The sequence below is a fragment of the Paenibacillus faecis genome, assembly GCF_008084145.1.
In the GTDB taxonomy this organism is placed as follows: domain Bacteria; phylum Bacillota; class Bacilli; order Paenibacillales; family Paenibacillaceae; genus Fontibacillus; species Fontibacillus faecis.
Window position 1 is genome coordinate 374,641 of the sequence record NZ_VSDO01000006.1, and the last position, 17,501, is coordinate 392,141.

The 17,501-nt window shown below is 50.4% G+C and carries 19 protein-coding genes; 4 read left to right on the plus strand and 15 right to left on the minus strand.

Annotation, left to right across the window (positions count from 1 at the left end):
* Positions 1–158 precede the first annotated feature (158 nt).
* Complete coding sequence (locus FRY98_RS26890) at positions 159–1,025, plus strand: serine/threonine protein kinase (RefSeq protein WP_148457782.1); 867 nt, start codon at positions 159–161, stop codon at positions 1,023–1,025.
* A 283-nt stretch (positions 1,026–1,308) separates the two neighbouring features.
* Complete coding sequence (locus FRY98_RS26900; protein WP_246565373.1) at positions 1,309–1,956, plus strand: DUF1349 domain-containing protein; 648 nt, start codon at positions 1,309–1,311, stop codon at positions 1,954–1,956.
* Between the two features lie 120 nt (positions 1,957–2,076).
* Here the strand turns inward: FRY98_RS26900 and FRY98_RS26905 are convergent, their stop codons facing one another.
* From FRY98_RS26905 to FRY98_RS26970, 14 genes are all read right to left on the minus strand, one after another.
* Entirely contained in the window at positions 2,077–3,063 is a 987-nt protein-coding gene (locus tag FRY98_RS26905) for an SIS domain-containing protein (RefSeq protein WP_211373382.1), read from the minus strand.
* A gap of 96 nt (positions 3,064–3,159) precedes the next feature.
* Entirely contained in the window at positions 3,160–4,578 is a 1,419-nt protein-coding gene (gene aspA, locus FRY98_RS26910) for an aspartate ammonia-lyase (protein ID WP_148457785.1), read from the minus strand.
* Positions 4,559–6,010, minus strand: coding sequence for an NAD-dependent malic enzyme (locus tag FRY98_RS26915; RefSeq protein WP_148457786.1), 1,452 nt, complete (start codon positions 6,008–6,010; stop codon positions 4,559–4,561). The genes aspA and FRY98_RS26915 overlap by 20 nt, the downstream gene beginning before the upstream one ends.
* 36 nt (positions 6,011–6,046) lie before the next feature.
* A complete protein-coding gene (locus FRY98_RS26920; RefSeq protein ID WP_148457787.1) occupies positions 6,047–7,249 on the minus strand; it encodes an MFS transporter in 1,203 nt (400 codons plus the stop codon).
* Positions 7,250–7,267: 18 nt separating this feature from the next.
* Positions 7,268–7,921, minus strand: coding sequence for an amino acid ABC transporter permease (locus FRY98_RS26925; protein WP_148457788.1), 654 nt, complete (start codon positions 7,919–7,921; stop codon positions 7,268–7,270).
* Positions 7,872–8,597: an amino acid ABC transporter permease gene (locus FRY98_RS26930; protein ID WP_148457789.1), complete on the minus strand. Its 726-nt coding sequence runs from the start codon at positions 8,595–8,597 to the stop codon at positions 7,872–7,874. Before FRY98_RS26930 ends, FRY98_RS26925 begins: the two co-directional genes overlap by 50 nt.
* A gap of 27 nt (positions 8,598–8,624) precedes the next feature.
* Positions 8,625–9,365 carry an amino acid ABC transporter ATP-binding protein gene (locus tag FRY98_RS26935; protein ID WP_148457790.1) on the minus strand — a complete coding sequence of 247 codons (741 nt, stop codon included), beginning with the start codon at positions 9,363–9,365 and terminating at the stop codon, positions 8,625–8,627.
* Between the two features lie 29 nt (positions 9,366–9,394).
* The gene (locus FRY98_RS26940) at positions 9,395–10,297 is read right to left on the minus strand and encodes a transporter substrate-binding domain-containing protein (protein ID WP_148457791.1); all 903 of its coding nucleotides are present in this window, start codon (positions 10,295–10,297) and stop codon (positions 9,395–9,397) included.
* A gap of 69 nt (positions 10,298–10,366) precedes the next feature.
* Positions 10,367–10,795 (minus strand): secondary thiamine-phosphate synthase enzyme YjbQ, encoded by a 429-nt coding sequence (locus FRY98_RS26945; protein ID WP_148457792.1) that lies wholly within the window; start codon positions 10,793–10,795, stop codon positions 10,367–10,369.
* On the minus strand, positions 10,783–11,655 hold the full coding sequence (locus FRY98_RS26950) for an amidohydrolase family protein (protein ID WP_148457793.1): 873 nt from the start codon (positions 11,653–11,655) through the stop codon (positions 10,783–10,785). Before FRY98_RS26950 ends, FRY98_RS26945 begins: the two co-directional genes overlap by 13 nt.
* Positions 11,656–11,690: 35 nt before the next feature.
* Positions 11,691–12,473 (minus strand): fructoselysine 6-kinase, encoded by a 783-nt coding sequence (gene frlD / locus FRY98_RS26955; RefSeq protein WP_148457794.1) that lies wholly within the window; start codon positions 12,471–12,473, stop codon positions 11,691–11,693.
* Positions 12,474–12,695: 222 nt separating this feature from the next.
* The gene (locus FRY98_RS26960) at positions 12,696–13,532 is read right to left on the minus strand and encodes a PfkB family carbohydrate kinase (RefSeq protein WP_263639245.1); all 837 of its coding nucleotides are present in this window, start codon (positions 13,530–13,532) and stop codon (positions 12,696–12,698) included.
* A 125-nt stretch (positions 13,533–13,657) separates the two neighbouring features.
* Positions 13,658–14,392, minus strand: coding sequence for a UTRA domain-containing protein (locus FRY98_RS26965; protein ID WP_148457796.1), 735 nt, complete (start codon positions 14,390–14,392; stop codon positions 13,658–13,660).
* Between the two features lie 343 nt (positions 14,393–14,735).
* Positions 14,736–15,602 (minus strand): alpha/beta fold hydrolase, encoded by an 867-nt coding sequence (locus tag FRY98_RS26970; RefSeq protein ID WP_148457797.1) that lies wholly within the window; start codon positions 15,600–15,602, stop codon positions 14,736–14,738.
* 155 nt (positions 15,603–15,757) lie between these two features.
* Between FRY98_RS26970 and FRY98_RS29365 the strand changes: the two genes are divergently transcribed.
* Together FRY98_RS29365 and FRY98_RS29370 are read left to right on the plus strand one after the other, a co-directional pair.
* Positions 15,758–16,108, plus strand: a complete 351-nt coding sequence (locus tag FRY98_RS29365; protein WP_338114628.1) for a MerR family DNA-binding transcriptional regulator — start codon at positions 15,758–15,760, stop codon at positions 16,106–16,108.
* A gap of 14 nt (positions 16,109–16,122) precedes the next feature.
* Positions 16,123–16,473: a MerR family transcriptional regulator gene (locus FRY98_RS29370; RefSeq protein ID WP_338114629.1), complete on the plus strand. Its 351-nt coding sequence runs from the start codon at positions 16,123–16,125 to the stop codon at positions 16,471–16,473.
* On the opposite strand, the gene FRY98_RS26980 is transcribed toward FRY98_RS29370, so the two are convergent.
* Complete coding sequence (locus FRY98_RS26980) at positions 16,425–17,492, minus strand: flavin-containing monooxygenase (RefSeq protein ID WP_148457798.1); 1,068 nt, start codon at positions 17,490–17,492, stop codon at positions 16,425–16,427. The two genes, FRY98_RS29370 and FRY98_RS26980, sit on opposite strands and share 49 nt — an antisense overlap.
* Positions 17,493–17,501: the final 9 nt, after the last annotated feature.

The window sequence follows — 17,501 nt, forward strand, 5'->3', positions numbered from 1 at the left end:
AGATTATTATACACGAACCTCTATGAAAAACCGACTACGGACCGTTTTTTACCCGGACTAAAGTCTGGGATTTCGCGAGGGACCCCGGTATGCGATATAATTTACCTTAAATCGGGATAACGCTCCCTGCGAACGTAAGGACGGTGATATCGACAAACATGCGCTTCCTGTTAAACTTTAAGTCGTTTATGAAAGCTTGGCGCGATTACCCTTTGGAAACCAACAAAACGCTGGCCGAACGGTATATCGTCCAAGAGTTGATTGGTGAGGGAAGCTACGGATTAATATATAAATGTACGGATCGGATCAGCGGGTCCTCCGTCGCGGTGAAGCAAGCGAGACCCAGCAAAGGCTCCCGCGCCGAGAACTTTTTGAAAAGAGAAGCGGACATCTTGAAAACCGTCGGACATCCGCAAATTCCCGAATACATCGACTTGTTTAAAGATAAGAACGGCGCTTATTTGGTCATGTCTTTTTTGCACGGCGATACGTTCGAGGATTTGATTTTTGACCAAGGGAAGCGGTTGACCGAAGAGGATTGCGTCCGTTATACGCTGGATTTGCTCGACCTGGTGGAACATATTCATCAAAAAGGGTTGGTGCATCTGGATCTGCGAATTCCGAACGTGTTTATACATGATGGCCGGTTGTATCTGATCGATTTCGGGCTGGCCCGAAAAATCGGAGAACCCCCTCCCCGGGAACGGCCTCCAGGAATGGGATTTCCATTTATCCGTTCCTCCTCAGGTCGGTTCAAAACCGCGGAAATTCAGACCGACCTTTTCGACATCGGGCATTTTATGCTGTTTCTGCTGTATTCCTCCTTTGAGCCCGACGATTCCCCCTCCTCTAAGGCAAACGATCGGATCTGGCAGGAAGAACTGGACCTGTCCGACGAGCTTCGACAAATTCTGGAACGCTTGCTGGAGCTGCGGAAGCCGTATGCCGGCATTCATCACCTGAAGGAAGATTTGCTTCGCCTCCGACGCCTCCACGATGAATACGGCGAATCTACCGAAAGTTGAAGGTGCCGTTCCTTTTGTGATAATATCCGAATAAAGTTAAAGTAAATATTACCATCTAGAAAGGTGGAATAGGGATGTTAAGAAAATGGATCGACAAGTTTCTGCACTCCTCCTCTCATAGTCGTCATCGAAGGCGTTACAGCAGCTCCGCGAAACACTACGGCAAAAGATACAGCAGCAGCCATGGATATGCCCGTCACCGGGGCTCATCCTCCGACTTTCATCACCGTGACGGAAATCTGGGGCACGGCTATTATAAATCTAGAAGGGGCAGTTCGAGTTAATGATGATAAATACTTTACTATTGGACGAACAATTCCGGGATCAGCGGTTAACTGAGGGGCTCGCCTGGCATGGCGAGCCTCGAAGCTGGTTTATTGATACGGAACTTAGCCAGCTTGTGCTGCATACCGAAGAGAACACGGATTTTTGGCAAAAGACGCACTACGGTTTTCAAGCCGATAGCGGGCATTTCTTATATACGGCTACTCCGAAAAATTTCAGAATGACAACCAAAGTCATCGCCCGGCCGAAATCGCGATACGATCAGGCCGGGTTAATGATCCGGTTCTCCGAGGAGCTATGGATCAAAACCTCAGTGGAATACATAGCGGAAGGGACCGGAAAACTCGGAGCGGTGGTGACAAACCGGGGCTATTCGGATTGGTCGACCCAATCCGTAGCGCTTCCCGGCGGCGAAATCGAGATGTTCTTCCGGCTTTCCAAAATCGGTCAAAATAGTTATGCCGATTATTCCTGGGATGGGGAGCATTGGTCGCAAATCCGTGTCGCTCACCTGGATCTTCCTCCGGGTGCCCCGGTTTATGCCGGATTGTACGCCTGCAGTCCCCAAGGCAAAGAACTGGAGGTCAGATTTGACTTTTTGACCCTCGAAGAGCTCGGCGACGACCCGAATGAGGCGTACCTTTAATAAAAACAATCCGGACCGAGTCGATTCTTCGGCAAAAGTTAAGCAAGATGATAAAAAAATGGCCTCCGTTAGCGTTAGCGGAGGCCATTTTTTTATTACTTATTCGATTAACATGCTGGATTAATAAGGAACCTTGAACATGTAACGTCTTGTTTCCAGCGCGTGTCCCGTTGCGGCCGCAAGCTCGACGGCGTAAACGCGAAGGACAAAGTTCAGCAGCAGCGGCGCAAGATATCCTTTCAGTTCTTCATCGATTCCGCTCATGTCGAATTCCTTGGCATCCAGAATCAACAGCTTCTCGCCATGCTCTTTAAGGAATTTATGCGCTCTTTCTTCCATCGGACGGGTTTCGTCCAGCCCTTTCAACAGGATAAACGGTACGTCCTTATCCAGAATTTCGAACGGTCCGTGGAAGAATTCACCGGCATGAATCGCATGGGAATGTTTCCACTGCATTTCCATCAGAATGCAAATCGCGAAGGAGTAGGCGATTCCGTAGTTTACTCCGCTTGCCATCGTGTAGATGACGGACTCATTTTTAAAAGCTTGGGCATAGGCTTTGGCGCTCTCCAAGGATTGCTCCTTCGCTTTCTTCAGCACTTGACCGAAGTTGTCCAAGCTGCTTAGCAGCTTCTCGTACTTCTTGTTCCCTTCCTTAACGGCCAACAGACCCATGGTCAAACGATACAATACCGCATAGTTGGCGATTTCCGGATGCGGGTCCAGTTGTCCCGGCGGCGCCCAGCTGTAATTTACAATAAAGTCGGACTCTTCGGCCAAGGGAGCGGTCTCAACATACATCAGCGAAACGGTAAGCGCTCCTTTTCCTTTGGCAAATTTGGCCGCTTCGGTCGTTTCCGGTGTTTTTCCCTTGTGGGAACAAAGGATAACCAATGAATCGGAACCCAACGTCGCGGGATTGCGGTAAATAAATTCGTTGGAGTTGTATACTTCCGCCGTGATTTGGGTCGATTCCCGGTCAATAAAGTATTTGCTCGGATACATCAAAGCGGAGGACCCGCCGCAAGCCACCAGAAATACCCGGCGGATTTCTCTTTCTTTGTAGGCCTCAATGATTTGATTCACTTGCTCCTGCGCTGTAGTCAATACATTTGCTACGCTCATGATCTCGCCTCCATGGTTTAGTTGTTATATGTTGTATTATATATACTTATACAATTTATCGCATACAATGTCAACTTTTTATTCCGTTTTTCTCTCTCCAGCTATCCCGGGACTTGTCATTCGATAGGGATCCAGGATCGTTTCCAGCTGTTTTTGGTCGATTAAATGGTGGGCGAGCAACAGCTCGCGCACCGTTTTTCCCGAGTTTATCGCTTCCTTGACGATTCGGGACGATGTCTCATAGCCGATATAAGGATTCAGCGCGGTAATCAGGCCGGTGCTTGAATTCACATGGTTGCTGCAGCGTTCCTCGTTGGCCGTTATTCCCTCAAGGCAGTGGGTCTTAAATACGCCGAAGGCGTTTTTCATAATGTCCAGCGATTGCAGCAAATTAAAAACAAGCACCGGCTCCATCACGTTAAGCTCCAACTGGCCGGCTTCGGAGGCCAGGCAGATCGTAAGATCGTTGCCAAAGACCTGAAATGCCACCTGGTTGATGACCTCGCACATCACGGGATTTATTTTCCCGGGCATGATCGAGGAACCCGGCTGACGGGGCGGCAGATGAATCTCGCCAAAACCCGAGCTCGGTCCCGAAGCCATGAGGCGCAAGTCATTGCAGATTTTAGACATGTTCAGCATGCAGATTTTTAGCGCGGCGGACAATTCCGTGAATCTGTCCGTATTTTGAGTCGCATCCGGCATATGCTCCGCAAGACGGAGCGGCAAACCGCTAATCTTGCCCAGCGCTTCGACTACCCGCTCGATATACCTCGGATCCGCGTTGAGACCGGTACCTACCGCAGTCGCCCCCATGTTAATCGTCAGCAAATGCTCCCTAGCGCGTGCAATTCGCCCGATATCCCGGGATAATACTCTGGCGTAAGCCCCAAACTCTTGGCCTAACCGGATCGGCACCGCATCTTGAAGGTGGGTCCGCCCCATTTTGATCACGGCATCGAATTCCTCGGCCTTGGCATGAAACACCGCAGACATGGATTCCATCTCGCTTAATAGATCCTCCATTAAACCAAGTATCGCGATTTGCGAAGCCGTCGGAAAACAGTCATTGGTAGATTGCGACATATTGACATGCGTATTGGGGCTTACCCGGGTATAATCCCCTTTGACTCCACCGAGAAGCTCAATCGCCCGATTGGCCAGCACCTCATTGGCATTCATGTTTATCGAAGTTCCCGCTCCTCCTTGAATCGGATCGACGACAAACTGGTCGTGGAAGCGGCCTGCCCGGATCTCCCCGGCAGCCTGCTCGATGGCCGCGCCTATTTCGGGCTTCAGCCTTCCCGTCTCGCGATTTGCCTTCGCGGCGGCTTCTTTCACCATGGCCAGGGCACAGATCAACCGTTCATGAATGCGGTAACCTGTGATAGGGAAATTTTCCACGGAACGCATCGTCTGAATTCCATAATAGGCATCAAGGGGCACCTGTTTCTCTCCCAAAAAATCCTTCTCAATTCTATGTGATTCCGGCAGCATGAACCCTCTCTCCTTCCTCCGGCAGCGATGCGCTAAAATCGGAAGGGATCCTCTTGGCCACGCCCGTTCTGAGCGCAGCCCGGATTACGGCTTCCCTGACCTTAACGACGACCCTCTCGTTAAAAATGCTCGGCACGATGTATCGTTCATTCAACTCGGATTCGCATATGACATCCGCAATCGCTTTGGCCGCCTCCAGTTTCATGGCTTCGTTGATCAGACTCGCTCCACAATCCAGCGCACCGCGAAAAACGCCGGGAAAGACCAGCACATTGTTGATTTGATTCGGATAGTCGCTGCGTCCGGTTGCAAAAATCCGCACATGCGGCATCGCTTCTTCAGGGGAAATTTCCGGCTCGGGATTGGCCATGGCGAAGACGATCGGATTCTCGGCCATAGCTTGGATATGGGAAACCGACAACACGCCGGCCCGGGAAACACCGATAAACACATCCACCCCTTCTATCACGTCCGATAGCTGACCCGTCCGATCACCCACCTGAGGCTGATTCGCCAGCCAGCTCCACATCGGATGCGCATAGCTGCCGCCGCGGACGATCGCTCCGCTCCGGTCCACGGGGATCAGATGCTTGACACCGGCGGTAATCAGCATTTTGCAGATGGATACGCCGGCAGCGCCGACGCCGTTCACGACGACCTTTATCTCTTCCATCCGCTTTCCGATCACCTTCAGGGCATTCATTAAACCGCCGATCACCACAATGGCCGTGCCGTGCTGATCATCGTGAAAAACCGGGATGTCCAGCTCTTCCTGAAGTCTGCGCTCGATCTCAAAACAGCGCGGCGAACTGATATCCTCCAGGTTGATACCGCCAAAAATAGGACTTATCGCCTTGACCGTACGGATAATCTCCTCCGTATCCTTCGTATCCAAACAAATCGGAAAAGCATCCACGTTCGCAAGCTGTTTGAAAAGCATGGACTTGCCCTCCATCACGGGAGCCGCGGCACTAGGCCCGATATCTCCCAACCCCAGCACCGCGGTGCCGTCGGTCACGACCGCCACTGTATTCCTCTTCAACGTCAGGGAATACGCCCTTTGGGGATCTTGAGCTATCGCGGCACATACTCTGGCTACGCCCGGTGTGTAGACCCGGGATAAATCCATAGTGGTCTTGATCTGCATGGTGGGCTGAATGGAAATTTTCCCGCCCAGATGGGCCACAAAGACGCGATCGGAAACCTCAACGATCCGGATCCCGTTCAACAATTCCAGTTCTTTCAAGATCCCTTCGTAACCATCCCGTTCCAGTTGAATGTCAACATCGCGGATGGAGGTACCGATATCCGAGCGAATCGTCTCCACGGACACGATATCACCGCCGAACCGGTTGACGATCTCCGCCACATCGCCGAAGCCGACTTTGGCGTGCAGCAGTTCCAATCGAAGCCTCAGATTTTCATATCCCATTCGCCTCTCCCCTATCCCAGAGATCTGCTAATATTATTAGGTTGAATTGTTCAGCTTTTTGGGCTTGAAACGGCCAAGCATGGAAAAGCCCGCGGCCCCCAGCAAACTGAGCGCCGCCGCTCCTCCGAACAGAAGAGGATAACCGCCCGCTTCAATGACGAAGCCGCCGATATTGCTGGCCACAATGCCCGCAATATTCGTGTACACCACGATAAATAAGGAATGGGCCGTCGTCTTGGTGTGCGTCGGACTGTTATCGTAGGCATAGTTAATACCGGTTGCCAGGAATAGGGCATAAGTTACACCCGATAGAATCTGATTGAACATAAGCACCTCAAACCCGGGCTCCAGTGCGAGGATATACCATCGAAGCGCTCCCGCCGCCGAGACGAAGGTAAGCGTCCTGACATACCCCAATTTGCCGATGATGTAGCCGGAGAATAAGAAAACGGGAATTTCAGCGATAGAGGAAACCGTATAAAGCATGCCGATTTTGCCGGAAGCTTCGCCTCCAAAATGACTGATATACACGGAATAAAACGCATTGTTTAACTGCGGACCGATCGCCGCAAGGAAAACCGGGATAAGAAATAAGGAGAAGCTTCCTACTTTTAATAAAGGAATCATTTCCTTATAGATCCTTTTGCGCGGAACTTGTCCACTCTCCACTCCCGCTTTCTTCCCGTCCCTTTTTTCCGGCTTCAGAAAGAAACTGAGTAAACACATGATCATCATAAAGAAAAGATAGACCGGGAAGAGCAGCGCCAGGCCAAACCGGTCGTACAGCATCCCGAATACCGTAACGCAGAGGCCGAAGCTTACGGAACCCAACACCCGTATGGCCCCATAACTCAGCGCGTTTTTCTTCGCATGCCTGACGGTGACGGCGTCGACCACAGGCTGTGTGGCGGATGCGAATACCGCCAACACAACCGATATGGCTACATAAACAGCGAAGCTGTGATCGGCCAAACGGTACATGAACATGATCCAGGGGGTGATCCCCATGCTTAGGATCAGGACTGGTCTCTCAATCCCGTAATAATCGATCAGCATCCCCCAAACCGGCTGGGTCAGCAGCCCAACCAAAGGGCCGATCGAGAAAATAAAACCGATTTGCTGCGCGGATAACCCCTCCTCCGCGAACCAGTAGCTCAAGAAAGGGAGATAAGACGCATAGGCAATGTAAAAGAAGTAGTTGTACAGATGCATCGAATATTTCCGCAGCGCCTCCGACATATAGATGCCTCCAAATTTTTAGCGGTACACCCGTTCCATCCTTTTGGCCAATAGGGAAAGCGGATAACAGATCAGGAAATACACGGCAAGCACCAGGGTATACATCTGCGTAGCGATCGACAATCCTTCCATGAGCTCAACCCGCTCAATAACGAGCTGTACCGACTTCAGGAAATCCAGATTGCCGATCAGAACGGATAGTGAGGTCGATTGAATAAGATTGGACATCAGTCCGATGACGGAGGGAAGCATCCGCCGTATAGCTTGCGGCAATATTACATAACGCATCGTCTGAGCGGAACTTAGCCCGATCGCCAGCCCCGCCTCCGTTTGCGTGGGAGGTATGGATTGAATGGCCCCGCGCACCGCAACGGAAATATTGGCGCTGCTCCATAGGCTGAGTGCGATCATCGCGGAAATGTAACTGTTGACTTGAATGCCCATTTCCGGCAGGAGAAAGAACACAAGGAACAACGTAATCACGATCGGCAGACCGCGAAATAACTCCGCGTATCCCTTCATGATCCTGACGACAACTTTGGAATTTGCGGTCTGCAGCACACCGACGATCATACCGAGCAGCAAGGCAATACCGAGGCAGCTGAGGCTTAATAAGATCGTATTAATCAACCCGTCGAGGAGAAAGTTTAAATTTTTCGATAATACTTCCATTTAGCCCCCTGCCTTTCTTTGCTTTTTTGTAATCCAGCTTGCGCTCGATCCGCCCGAACAAATACGAGGTGCCCCAAACCAGCAGGAGATAGATAACCGCTATTGTAATCAGCATTTCATAGGTTTTAAAATCATAGGCGATCCGATCCATCGCCGCAAAAGTCAGCTCCGCAACGCCAATACTTGTCATATAGGCGGAGTTTTTAATCACCGAAACAGCGGTGTTGCTGAAAGCGGGAAAGCTGATCCGAAAGCCCAACGGGACGATAATATGACGCACGATCTGCCAGGTGCTTAGTCCGAGCGACTGACCGGATTCAATCAACGCATGCGGTACGGCGTCGGTTCCTCCGCGAAAGTTCTCCGCCGCAAACGCCCCGCCCCACAAAGACAGGGCGATGATGCCTACCGCAACCGCAGACAGCTTCACTCCGAAAGCCGGCAGGCCGAAATACAGGAAGAAGACGTGCACCAATAACGGAGTGTTCCGGATCACGTCCACATAGACGCCGATCACTTGGGAGAGAACCGGTATTTTCAAGGTGCGGACAACGGCGCCGCTCATTCCTATAACCAGCGATAAGGCGATGCTTATCACGCTGATAAAAAGGGTCATTTTGAGTCCCGTAAGCAAGAGCGGCAATGCATCGATGATATAGCCGAAATCAAAACTCATGCCTCAGCACCTCCTCATGGTGTCATCTTACATGGCATTTTTAAGAAATTGCCGGGTTCGTTCTTCCTGCGGGTTGCCAAACACCTGCTCCGGCGGTCCTTGTTCCACGATCACGCCTTGGTCCATAAAGATAATCCGATCGCCGACATCGCGGCCGAAGCCCATTTCATGTGTGACGATCAGCATCGTTGTGCCCCGGGCGGCCAAGTCCTTCATAACATCCAGCACATCGCGTACCCGTTCCGGATCCAGCGCAGACGTCACTTCATCGAACAGAAGCACTTCGGGATTCATGACTAGCGACCTTGCGATCGCTACGCGTTGCTGCTGGCCTCCGGAGAGCTGTGCGGGATAACTGTTCGCTTTATCCAGAAGTCCGACTTGATCGAGCAGTTCGCTGGCCTGGGGCAGCACTTCGCTCTTGGCCCGTTTTTGCACCTTCATCGGAGCAAGCAGCAGGTTTTCCATGACCGTCAGGTGAGGAAAAAGATTGTAGCTTTGAAAAACCATGCCGATCCTTTGCCGGACTTTTTGCAGGGAAGACGGGGTGTAATCGATTTTTTGGTCGTCGATGTAGATCTCCCCGTCGTTTATGCTCTCCAAACCGTTAATGCAGCGCAGCAGCGTACTTTTGCCCGAGCCGCTCGGCCCGATAATCACGATCACTTCCTGGGAATGGACGTCGATATCGACACCGCGAAGAATGAGGTTATCTCCATACTGTTTCTTCAGATTACGGATGGATAATTTCGGTTGCTTCGTTTCCATGCTGTCCCCTCCCTGATTTTGTGCTGGCGTTATGGTCTCGGGATCATTTGCATCGGATCCAAATCGCCGGCTTTCGGCATATATTCTTCAATCAGCGATTTAAAATAGTCCTCTTGTCTCATCTGCTCAAGCGAGTCGTTCACCAGTTTCAGCATGGCCGCGTCGCCTTTACGGACGCCGATCGCCATCGGCGCAAAGGCCACCTGCTCCCCTACAATCGTGTAGTCCGTGGATGTTTTTACGAATTCGGACATGAGCACGGCATCATGGAACATCGCGTCGGCCCGGCCATCCTTTAATGCGCGGAACGCATCGGCATTGCTCTCAATCTTGATCTGCTCGGCCGTCGGCACATTTTCATCAAGATAGGTCGACCCTGTGGATCCCTTGATGACGATGACCTTCTTGCCCGCAAGATCGGAAATCGCGTTAATGCCGCTGTCCTTCTTGACGACCGTAACGACACCGCCGTCAAAAAATGTCGTTGAGAAGTCAAGCTGCTTCTTGCGTTCCTCGGTTACCCCCAAGGTGGCGGCGATAAAGTCGATTTTGTTGGAATCCAGATAAGGTATCCGGTTTGTGGCGTTAACCGGGACGAATTCAACCGCATTTTTATCACCAAAAGCGTATTCGGCCATTTTTTGGACCACGCCGATTTCATAACCCGCGTTCTTACCGGTCTCGTCCAAATAACCCAGCGGAGGATAGTCGACTTTGACGCCAACGCGAAGCTTTCCGCGCTGTTTTACCGCCTCGGGCAAGTTTTCCGCCTGCGCGGCGGACGCCGTATTGGCGGTTTTACCGTCCGCTCCTTTCGTACCGGAGCCGGCACCCGCTTCGTTCTTTCCGCATCCGGACAGCACAACCGCCATACTCAGCGAAATCATCAGCACCCAATGGCCCACCAAGTTCTTGCGTCTTTTGTTCTTCATTTTCCATCCTCGCTTTCACTTTTGAGATTTTATTTGAAATGTAGGGTCTAACTCATCCCGCGGCTTGTCCTACTCGCCGATGACTTGAATATAAACTTTCCGGCTCTTGGGACCGTCGAATTCGGCAAGATACACGTCCTGGGCGTCGCCGGCAATCATCCGGCCATTCTCCACGACGAACAAGCAGCTATTGCCCGAAAGCATCGACTTCAAGTGAGAAGGTGAATTGCTGCCGGTTGCTCCGTAGGAAGGCAGGAAGTGCGCATGCGCATAAGGGAAATCTTTCGGAACCAGTCGCTCCAGCAGTTCCTCAATATCCGTCTCCACACATTCAAGTCCTTCATTAATCATGATCCCTGTCGTGGTATGCGCCGAGATCACGGCCGCGATCCCGTTTTGAACCCCGCATTCTTCAACAAAGCTGCGGATTGTATCGGTAATTTTGATCATTTGAAATTCGGCCGTCGAACGCAATACGATCGTTTTTAGTTTAACCATGGCCGATCATTCCTCCTTTCGCCTAAAAAGACTTGTGCATTGCCGCCCAGTATTTTTTGCAGCGTTTTTGGCCTGAACTCCATCGCTTCCAGCGCCGGCAGCAGCCTTTTCGCCTTAAAGCGTGGGCTGTTCGTGCCGAACATGACCTTGTCGTTCAAATTCCGCTCGATCCAGAGGGGGCCCATGTTCGTTTTGAATACCTGCCGGTAAAAATCGAGGGCGTTATCCATGTGAAGAAGCGAAGTATCGGTAAACACGTTCGGGTACTTCAACAGCAGCATGACGGTTTCGTGAACCCAAGGCCAGCCGAAGTGCGCCAGACAGATGCGCAGTTCCGGATAGGCTATGGCTACCTCTTCAAAGTTCACGGGCTGGGCATATTTCGCAGGCGCGTCCGGTTCCCAGCTCATGCCGGCATGAAACAGAATCGGCTTGTCGAACTCCAGGCATTTTTCGTAAATCGGCTTCAGTTTATCGTCACCCGGATAAAACTTCTGCTTGGACGGGTGGAGTTTCAACCCCTTTAAACCCAGTTCCCGGAAAGCGTAGTCAAGGACCTCTACAGCGTCATTCCGGTGCGGATCCACACTGGCAAATCCAATGAAACGATCCGGCGCCAAATCGACCAATTGCTTGACCTCTTCGTTGGATACGATCCATCCGGCGCTCTGGGTGGTCAGATCCAGGGGCAGCAGAACCGACCGGCTGATATTCATGTAGTCCATCTCTTGCAGCACCGACTCAAGCGGGCTGGGAGACTGCTTGAAAATGCCGAACTCCTTCTTGCGGTAGTCCAAAACTTGCTTGTCGTCGCTGATCGCTTTGTGAAAAATAGGGTGTGTGTGTACATCGATAATCAATTTATCATCCGCCTTTCCGCCTGTCCGGCTGTTTTTTAATAAGGTTCGAATCGGGAAACGACGCCTGCGGCGACAACCGCACCTTGCCTAAGCGATTCGGGAATCGGCCATCCCTTCAACTGCCCGTACATAAAGCCCGCGCAGAACGAGTCTCCCGCCCCGACCGTGTTGACGACTTCGGTTTTGACGATATCGCCGCGGTGAAACGTCTCACCGTCGTAAGCAAGGCTTCCGTGTTCCCCCAAAGTCACGACCACCAAACCGGGTCCTTGGTTGTACGCCCATTTCATAAAATCGATAATGTAGTCGTCTTCCCGGTCGTAGGAGAAGAACACATAATCGGTATCCGGCAGGACCGGTCCGGCGATTTCCTTCCGGGTCCTGGTGGAAAAATCGTAAATGACCTTAATCCCCTGACTGCGGAAGTACGAAAGATGTTCATTGATCCGGCCGGACAGGTTGGTGTGAATGGCTTGATGTTGGAGAATAAATTCTATATCCTGTCCGGTTAAAGCAAACTCGGCCATTACGCCTTCGATCTTTTCTTTATGCACCCGGTCATTTCCATTCAAGTCCATCTTGAAAATCGCGGTTTTGCCTGGACGTACATGCATACACGTCACGTCCACCTCTTCCTCCCTAAGCTTTTCCATCATCATCGACCCGTACAAATCATTGCCGACGACACTTACCATGGAGACATCCACGCCCAATCGGCTTAGATGAATGACAAAATCAACGCTGTTCCCGGTCGGATAGTATTTACCTAAATTTTCATACTTGTCAATGCAACTGAATCCAACTCCCGCTACGCGCATACCGGCCTCCTTTGTCAATGAGTCATGGTCTTTTAAAGTAGATTGTATATGTTGTTATATTATAAGATATACCATCTCTATACAACACCAGTCAACGATAAATTTCAATGTAAGTGTTTTCTCTATGTTACATAATCTTTCATAAACCCATTTATTGGGATGTTTCCTCAAAAAAAGAAGGAACAATGTTAGATATACTAACATTGTTCCTTGTAATCATTCCTATTTTCTAATTCCGTAACCAAATGCGCCGTAGTTTTCACATGTCCTGGCTGCCGAACGTGCCGCCTTCTGAAGGGCCTCTTCCATCTTCCATTTTCCATGATAGGCGGACAAAAACGCTCCGATAAACGAATCCCCCGCCCCCATTGTATCAATCACGTTGGCGGCTAGCGGAACTTGCTCAAACCGAACTCCCTCCGCCGAGAAATGAGCAGCCTCGCTCCCGCGTGTCACTCCGATGACCTTGACTCCATATCCGTGCACACAGGCCATCAGATCCCCGATCTCTGCAAGGGTCAACTCGCTCCCCGAGAAAAAAGCATAGTCGATATGCGGACATACCTGTTTTAAGTAAAGCTCATTCCAACGCTTGGGCGTGGAAAAGTCAAAGGCGACGGGCAGATGGGACAAGCCCTCGAGCTCGTGCTCGATATCACTGTTTACACTCGCATGAATCAAATCGTAACCGCCGATATAAGAAATATCGTCCTCCGTGAGCTTAAGCTGGAGCAGGGAAGTTATGCGCTCATTACGATTTGTGCCCATAAAAATTCGATCCCTTTCCTCGTTCAGCGTGACTCTCGCTTCTCCGTTAGGTCCATAGGCGCGGCGGATTCGGGAGGTGTCGATATCCTCCCGGCGCATACAGTCAAAGACATGCGCAGCAGCCCGGTCATCTCCCAGAATGCCTATATACGCACAAGATTCCGCCCCGTTTCTTTTTGCGGCCACAGCTACGTTGAGGGCGTTTCCTCCTGGATAAATCAAGCCTTGGTCCTGATAATAATCGACCACATTATCTCCGATTGCAACGAGTCTCATTCGGCACCACCCCAACTTGTTATTTGTTGTATTATAATAATTAATACAGAGAACACAAGACCACGTCAAGAAAAAAAGCCCCCCATCTCTGCTCCTCGCCTGGAAGGAGTAAAGATAGAGAGCCCACTGGGATTGCTCGTCTACTTGCGTTTTCCCGAATTGATTGTAAAAATGACCTTGCTGGACATATAAACGGATTGCGAATAGTGCACCGGTCTGTCCTGTTGATCATAAGTAATTTTTCCGAGTAAATAAAGAGGCGTTCCCCTGTCGCAATGGAACAAGCTTGACTCGTATTCCGTCGCGAGAATAACCTCCAGCGTTTTTTCCGAGAAGGCAGGTTCAACTCCATAACGTTCTTTTAATATGTGGTAAGTGGAGGGTGACTCGCCAATATGTTTTTCCAGGTCCGGCAGGATATCCAGCGGAAAAAAGGAGGTTTCGATAATAAAAGGTTGATTATCGATGAACAGAAGGCGATGCAGCTTAAGCACCGGGTCGTTCAACTGGATTTTAAAAGTGCTTGCCAGTTTGTCGTCCGCTTCAATGACGAGATTCGAAAGGATCTGCGAGCTTGGTGTTTTTCCGGACATAGTCGTCATATCGGAGAAGCTTCCCACCGAAATCAACTCTCGCTTCTCCTTCAGTTCACGCACGTAACTGCCTTTGCCCTGTTGACTATGCAAAACCCCCTCTTCCACCAAATCCGTAATGGCTCGTCGAACGGTAATGCGGCTCACTCCGTAGGTCTTTCCGATTTCCGCTTCAGGGGGCAGCTTTTGACCCGCTTTGTAAACGCCTCTGGAAATATCGTCTTTAATGATTTGTTTTAATTGAAGATAGAGTGGACTTTGGCTAGACACATTCAATTTCATCTGTTTTCTTTCTCCTTCGGAAATAAACTAGGCCCGATTCTGCAAGTCATTATCATATCATATGTTATCATATGACTTGCGACTTATTTGTTATTATAGTAACATACCCCAAGTTGATAATAAAGCGAGTTGAGAAAAGGCGGCGCCTCCGCGACTGTCCGACTAAAAAACCGTCCTAAGACCATTAGTCTTCAGACGGCGGCTTCCGGTATACGTTTATAAAGACACAAACTCCCCTGAATGTGACTTCCAGCCGCTAACTCCCAACTGCGGCAAATAGCCGATCCCGATTGGATGAATCTTAGAGGAAGCGGTGTTCAGGCGCGCCATCCAAGCAGCATTTTCACTTCAGATTTCTCATCAGCCAGGGCGTAATCAGGGGTAACACCGCTGCCGGCTGCATCGCTTTGGTGTGATCCATTCCTTTTCCCTGCAGGATTTCAATATTCCATCCAAGCATTTCCAAATATGTCCTGTTCTTTTTTATGAGACCGGCCATATCTACCGTAACATTCCCGAATCTTTCACCATACACGATCGTGTCTTCCTCCCCGGCAAACGCCAGCCTAGGAATCTTGAGCTCTCCCTGAATAAGCCGATCGTCAAAACCGCTGAAGCTCCGGTAAAGCGTAAGAAATTGTTTCGCGGATCGCGGATCCATGGATACCTCGATTTGGTCCCAATCCGTCTCTTCCGGACTCTGATACGGCTCTGAAGCCGCATGATCCGCATGGAACATTTCCGCCAGACGGTAGGTTTTTTCGGTCACAATCCGCATTTCCTCATAAGGCCCTTCATAAGGGGGGAAACCGCCCATGATCAGACTCTCCAGCCGGTCCGTCCTTAACGCCAGTTGAAGCCCGATCAACCCTAACCAGGAATAACCGTAATAGCTGAAGCTCCGGATTCCCATCTCATCCGCAATTTGCAACAAATCGCAAGCGATATGATCCGCGGTAAGACGGTCGGGTTCCGGATGCTGAAATAAATGACCTTCGTAATCAAAGTACAACACTTGAAACTGTCCGGACAGCCCGTCCACAAAGCGTTTACCCAACTCCGGGTCGACTCCCCACTGCTTTAATATTTCAGCTTCTTCCCCTGTGGCCGACTTTTTGGCGATCGGCAGCATGATTGTTTTATTTTTGGGATCGCCGGCCAATCCCGCCTCGATTTCGGAATGGTTGTTTAATCGCACCGTTTTCGTCATCATTTACACTCCTTTAATCCCGTAGATACTACCATCATATAACATTCAAGCAATCTTTCGGTTTGACGCTCAGCTCCCCTTGATTTTCCGGGAATCTTCATTTTAAATGTTGGTATAGCACTTGAAGGTTATACTTTAAGTTTGAGGTGACTCTTATGAGTATCGTGTTTACCCCTTCCCAAGTTGCCCACGAATTGCATGTGAGCACGACCACCTTGCGAAGATACGAAGGTTTAGGGTTGATCCCCGATGTGCCCCGCACGCCCAGCAACCGAAGATGCTACGGTCTTGTTCATGTACAAGCCTTCAAGGCGGTCAGAGCTTTATTAAAGGGATTCGAGATTCCCGTAGCTTATGAGGCAATGAGGAAAATGAAGCACGGGGAAACAGAGGCGGCTTTTTGGCTGCTCAACCGGCAATTGTATCAGCTTCAGACGGAAAAGCAGCGAATGGAAGACATCATGGGCATGATCCGAACCGCAGATTTCACCAATTCAAGGGCGTAAAGGTTACGGAAGCGATGACGATCGGGGAAGTGGCCGAAATTGCCGGGGTCAACCCTTCGGCGATCCGGCATTGGGAACAAGAAGGGCTCATCGTTTCGAAACGGAGCGGGGAGAACGGATATCGGCTCTTTTCCCTGGCTGAATTGAGGAAAATTATCGTCATCAGCAGCTTGAGGAAAACGATCTATTACATGGACCACATGAAACAGTTGTTGAATGAATTGGAAACGCAGGATTTTGCCAAGGTCGAACGTTCCTTTCAACTGGCTTCGCATAAGTTAAACAGCCGGTTAACCCTGCAGTTCCAGGGTATCGCTCAGCTTATGAAATATGTTGATTTATATTCGGAGATAAGCTTGTTATAGATCATCTCCGCATCGTCTCCCACGCCGCCAATAAGCGCAGATTTCCGGCTGGTAAGCCATGGCAGGCCAAGGTAATACAGTCCTTTGACCGGACTGATCCCCCGGTGATGAACAGGTCGCCCATGTCCATCGAGAACGCCCGGAATGTGGAGCCAACCGTAATCCGGTACAAATCCCGTGGCCCAAATGATATTATCAACCCGGAGCTGCGTCGAATCCATAAAAGTCACTGTATTCGAGTCAATGGAGATCGTTCGGGGCCTAATCCGCACACCATTCATTCCAATGGCCCGCTTCAATTCCGTCCCGAATATCGGGTCTTTTTGACGGCTCAAAAAATCCCCCAGCCTGCTCCCCTTCTCCCGATCGAGGATTCCCAGCATCCGAAACCACCAAAAGATATTTTTCCCCGCAAGTCGCAAAGGGAAGAAATGAAGCGGATGTCCGGCGGATAAATGAACTTCCCGATCCCCGGCGAGCTCGACGGCGATTTGCGCTCCCGAATTGCCGGCGCCGACAACCAATACATTTCCCGGGTGCAATTGCCCGACATTCCTGTAACTTGAAGTATGTATCTGGAAGATTTCCGGTGAAAGCCCGTCAGCCATCTGCGGAATATGAGGTTTGCTGAAAGGTCCCGTCGCGATGACTAAATTCAGGACTTTATAGGGGCCTTTATTCGTTTTTACGATATAAAATTCGTTATCTTTTTCAACGGACAGCACTTGTGTCTCCAGCTTAACGGGCAGTTCAAAATGCTCCGCGTATTTCTCCAGGTAATCCGCCATTTCATCCTTGCTTGCCAATCCTTGAGGGTCCCCCGCCAAGGAAACCCCAGGGAGCGCACTGTACCAGCGGGGAGTAAACAGAATCAGGGAATCGTATCGGTTTCTCCAGGTATCCCCGATCCTTTTTTCCATGCCCAATATCTCAAACGAAAGCTCCGATTTTTTCAAGTAGTACCCCATAGCAAGCCCGGCTTGTCCTGCCCCGATCACCAAAACGTCCAATTCGCGCATATCTGTCTG

What these genes read in the sequence shown, in the direction of transcription:
- FRY98_RS26890 (WP_148457782.1), top strand. Translation starts at nt 159, where the DNA reads ATGCGCTTCCTGTTAAACTTTAAGTCGTTTATGAAAGCTTGGCGCGAT.
- FRY98_RS26900 (WP_246565373.1), top strand. Translation starts at nt 1,309, where the DNA reads ATGATGATAAATACTTTACTATTGGACGAACAATTCCGGGATCAGCGG.
- aspA (WP_148457785.1), bottom strand. Translation starts at nt 4,578, where the DNA reads ATGCTGCCGGAATCACATAGAATTGAGAAGGATTTTTTGGGAGAGAAA.
- FRY98_RS26915 (WP_148457786.1), bottom strand. Translation starts at nt 6,010, where the DNA reads ATGGGATATGAAAATCTGAGGCTTCGATTGGAACTGCTGCACGCCAAA.
- FRY98_RS26920 (WP_148457787.1), bottom strand. Translation starts at nt 7,249, where the DNA reads ATGTCGGAGGCGCTGCGGAAATATTCGATGCATCTGTACAACTACTTC.
- FRY98_RS26925 (WP_148457788.1), bottom strand. Translation starts at nt 7,921, where the DNA reads ATGGAAGTATTATCGAAAAATTTAAACTTTCTCCTCGACGGGTTGATT.
- FRY98_RS26930 (WP_148457789.1), bottom strand. Translation starts at nt 8,597, where the DNA reads ATGAGTTTTGATTTCGGCTATATCATCGATGCATTGCCGCTCTTGCTT.
- FRY98_RS26935 (WP_148457790.1), bottom strand. Translation starts at nt 9,365, where the DNA reads ATGGAAACGAAGCAACCGAAATTATCCATCCGTAATCTGAAGAAACAG.
- FRY98_RS26940 (WP_148457791.1), bottom strand. Translation starts at nt 10,297, where the DNA reads ATGAAGAACAAAAGACGCAAGAACTTGGTGGGCCATTGGGTGCTGATG.
- FRY98_RS26945 (WP_148457792.1), bottom strand. Translation starts at nt 10,795, where the DNA reads ATGGTTAAACTAAAAACGATCGTATTGCGTTCGACGGCCGAATTTCAA.
- frlD (WP_148457794.1), bottom strand. Translation starts at nt 12,473, where the DNA reads ATGCGCGTAGCGGGAGTTGGATTCAGTTGCATTGACAAGTATGAAAAT.
- FRY98_RS26965 (WP_148457796.1), bottom strand. Translation starts at nt 14,392, where the DNA reads ATGAAATTGAATGTGTCTAGCCAAAGTCCACTCTATCTTCAATTAAAA.
- FRY98_RS26970 (WP_148457797.1), bottom strand. Translation starts at nt 15,602, where the DNA reads ATGACGAAAACGGTGCGATTAAACAACCATTCCGAAATCGAGGCGGGA.
- FRY98_RS29365 (WP_338114628.1), top strand. Translation starts at nt 15,758, where the DNA reads ATGAGTATCGTGTTTACCCCTTCCCAAGTTGCCCACGAATTGCATGTG.
- FRY98_RS29370 (WP_338114629.1), top strand. Translation starts at nt 16,123, where the DNA reads ATGACGATCGGGGAAGTGGCCGAAATTGCCGGGGTCAACCCTTCGGCG.
- FRY98_RS26980 (WP_148457798.1), bottom strand. Translation starts at nt 17,492, where the DNA reads ATGCGCGAATTGGACGTTTTGGTGATCGGGGCAGGACAAGCCGGGCTT.